Annotated in this window: 3 protein-coding genes and 1 pseudogene; 2 read left to right on the plus strand and 2 right to left on the minus strand. The window is 56.4% G+C overall.

Features of this window, described 5'->3' with window-relative positions:
* The coding region (locus tag E4K64_RS39260) for an integrase core domain-containing protein (RefSeq protein WP_135161597.1) at nt 1–234 on the plus strand (234 nt) is incomplete at its 5' end.
* Nucleotides 235–778: 544 nt separating this feature from the next.
* Here the strand turns inward: E4K64_RS39260 and E4K64_RS39265 are convergent.
* Both E4K64_RS39265 and E4K64_RS41540 read right to left on the minus strand, forming a co-directional pair.
* Nucleotides 779–2,881: a peptidase domain-containing ABC transporter gene (locus tag E4K64_RS39265; protein WP_430642610.1), complete on the minus strand. Its 2,103-nt coding sequence runs from the start codon at nt 2,879–2,881 to the stop codon at nt 779–781.
* A 52-nt stretch (nt 2,882–2,933) separates the two neighbouring features.
* Nucleotides 2,934–3,110 (minus strand): annotated as a pseudogene (locus tag E4K64_RS41540) (hemolysin secretion protein D); the annotation flags it as partial.
* 82 nt (nt 3,111–3,192) lie between these two features.
* Here E4K64_RS41540 and E4K64_RS39275 point away from each other — a divergent pair.
* Nucleotides 3,193–3,400: transposase (locus E4K64_RS39275; protein ID WP_135163638.1), on the plus strand; the 208-nt coding region annotated here is incomplete at its 3' end.

Below are 3,400 nucleotides of genomic sequence, written 5' to 3' on the forward strand. Positions count from 1 at the left end.
ATCAGTATGGACGGCCGGGGCGCCTGGCGGGACAACGTGTTCGTTGAGCGGCTGTGGCGCAGCGTCAAATACGAGGAGGTGTATCTGCGGGCCTACGACAGCGTCAGCGACGCTCGCGCCTCGATTGGCCGCTATCTGGACTTCTACAATTGCCGCCGTCCACATTCGAGCCTTGACGGCAGCACACCGGATCAAGCCTACTTCACCCCGCTGCCGCTCCGCACGGCAGCCTAACCCCGGCAGAGGCTCCACTTATCGACGCGGATATTCTGTTCAGACAACCGGGGCCAGCTCACTCGTCTCCACCACCGTCGAACGCGCCATCAGCTACAACAATTCGAGAATCTCTTCGCGGGCAGCGACGGCGGCGACAAACCTTGGCAGCCATTCGCAACCTGCCGCAAACGACGTAAATGAACAATGTCGATCCATTCGCGTAAGGTCAGATACTTCAGCGTATTACCAACGGCTTACCTTGGAACGAAATCGAAGCGCTTAAGCCATGAGACCACGCCCTCTGACGACCTCAGCTTGCCGCTGGCGTAGTTCACCTCGAGATTTCACATGCCTTTTGGTTGAGTTCGCGCACGCTCTCCCGATGCTTGCACGTCGGTCATCAGGCGTGGATCGTTGTTTGGCTGCCGATCTCGCTCCATCACCGAGCGTGGTATACACTTTCGAACGTCGATCAGCAGGGTCAGTTTGAGAGGATAAGCTCTCCCACGATTCCGCCGAATTTTCCGATAAGCCATCATCTGCAACTTTAGGGCTCGACGGTTTACGTCTGCCACAAGCGCGCATAAGCGCTTTCAGCCAGCAGATCAGGATGTCTGCCCTCCGCAACGATCTGGCCCCTGTCTAAGAGGACGATCTTGTCGGCACCACAGATGGTGCTGAGTCGGTGAGAGATGACCACGATAGTCTTGCCGTCCCGACGCAAATCCTCAAGGAACCGGTGCACGGTGGCTTCCGCAACAGAATCGAGGGAGGAGGTCGGCTCGTCCAAAATTAGGATTTCCGGATCCCGGTATAGAACTCGTGCCAACGAAAGGTGCTGCTTCTCGCCACCAGACAACTTTACGCCATTTTCGCCCAGGTAGGCTTGGAAACCTCCGGGCCAATGCTCGATTGCCTCCCGCAGCCCAGTTTGATCGCAGATTTTCATAATCCTATCGATCTCAGGTTCGAATTCACCAAGTGCGATGTTCTCGATCACGGAGCCCGAGAATACGTCCGCTGATTGGGGTACCGCACCGACAATCCTGCGCAGGGATCCCTTCGAAACGTCCTTGAGATCATAGGAACCGATCCGGATGGGTCCTCCCTCAATCGGATAAATATTCTGTAGCAGCGCAGCAAGGGAGCTCTTGCCGGAGCCGCTTTCCCCCACCACTGCGGTTATCTCCCCTCTGCGGAACGTGACGCTCAGATCTTGAAAGAGCTTTGGCTGGGCGCCATGGCGAAACGTGACATTCTCCAGGCTGATATCACCAAGCCCGGATTTTGTGAGATCAGCAGTGCCGTCAGATGCCGGCTCTAGGTCCAAGATCTCGAACAGGCGATCCGCCACAACAAAGGCGTCCTGCACGATTCTGTTAGTTTGGATCAGGTCGGCGAGTGGTCGGTTGATATAGCCGAGCAGTGCATAGCAGGAAAGCAACTCACCTGGAGTGACGGTCCGGTCCAGAACAAGCGTCGTGCCAAACCACATTAGCAGGATTGTAACCAGAGTTGAGAGGAAGCTACAGGCATTATCTCCGGCGATTGAGACGAGACCGACGCTGTAGGCCGACTGCAGCGTCTTGACGAAGCGGGTCTCCATCTTGAGGCAGGCACCGCGCTCGATGCCGAATGCCTTGATCGTAGAAACAGCTCTGAGCGATTCCACCAGTTGCGCCGCGAGATCGGCGGCACTCTCCATCATCGCTCGCTGTCGTTTCCTGTTCAGCCTGTCGATGGTCCAATATAACAAGACGCAAAGCGAAACCGAGATCGCCACGACAACGGCGATCTTCCACGAGCAGAGGAACAGCAGCGCGAGCGAGAACAGTGTCACCAGAATGTTGACGAACATCGTGATCGAGAGCTCGTTAAGGAAGCTCCTGATTTTCACCGCATCGTTCATCCGGGAGACGATTTCTCCAACGCGCATACTGTGGAAGAACTTTTGAGGTAAGCTTAGGATGTGATTGTAGTAACTGAGGATCAAGCACACATCGATCTTCTGCCCTGTCGCCAACACGATCCGGCTTCGAAGCAGATTGATTAAGGTCTGAAGCACTAGGATCAGCAACATCGCGACGCCCAAGAGGTTAAGCACGTTGCGATTGCCTGATGTCACAACCTGATCGACGATCTTCTGGACGTAAATGGCCATTGAAAGATCGAGGATCGTGGTTACCAGCGCGCCGACGAGAGCCTGGGTCAACGCCGCTCTGTGTGGCGCAAGCAGTCGCGCGAAGCGGACAATGGTAGAGGTGGTCTCATCGCGACGCTTGAAGGTCTCTGCCGGAACCAGCAGCACCAGGACGCCAGTCCATTGCACCTTGAACTCTTCATGCGATAGCTTTCGGATTTCTCCGAACGCCGGGTCCATGACGGTGACCCACCGCGCGTCGATCGCCACGACGACCACGAAGTGGTGCAGCCCATCCTTGACGGTCATATGCGCAATAGCGGGCTTTGGTATCCTGTACAAGCTGTCGAAGTCGCCCTTGACCCCCTTCGCAATGAAGCCCAACTTTTGAGCGGCATGCAAAAGACCCGACAGCGTGGTGCCGGAGCGGTCGGTCGAGGCATACTGGCGGATACGAGACAATGGCAACTTGCAGCCGTAGTGGGCTGCAACTGAAGCAAGACTGACGGTCCCACAATCCGTCATGTCGCGCTGCTTAAACTTGACGATCTGACTCGGCACGGTGGTTCACTGACTTTTAAAAGTTAGATATTTGGCTAGCAGCCAAGAGCGGGTTGAGCCAATCGTCCATCTCAATGTAGATGAGTTGCAGGCGAGTGCGCTCGGCGACGACGAATCGGACTCGTACAGTCATGCCTTTCTTCAGATGGCCGATAGTTCCACTTTTGAGTGCAAGGTAACTGCGAGAGTGAGCTGGTCCCGCAAATCTGAACAGCGCGATAAGTGGAGTTTCTGCCTGACGGCGGGCAAGATTGACCCGCGAATCAGGAGAGACGATGAGCAGACGAGCACGGCGGAACCACACTCCGGCTTTCAAGGCGAAGGTGGCACTTGCCGCCGTCAAGGGTGACCGCACGCTGGCGCAACTGGCGGAGCAGTTCGACGTTCACCCCAATCAGATCACATCGTGGAAGGCCCAGCTCGAAGGCAGCGCTGCCGATGTTTTCGGTCCGGGCGGCGGGAGTCGGATCGCCGAACCCACCG

The sequence above is a fragment of the Bradyrhizobium frederickii genome (genome assembly GCF_004570865.1).
Classification (GTDB): domain Bacteria; phylum Pseudomonadota; class Alphaproteobacteria; order Rhizobiales; family Xanthobacteraceae; genus Bradyrhizobium; species Bradyrhizobium frederickii.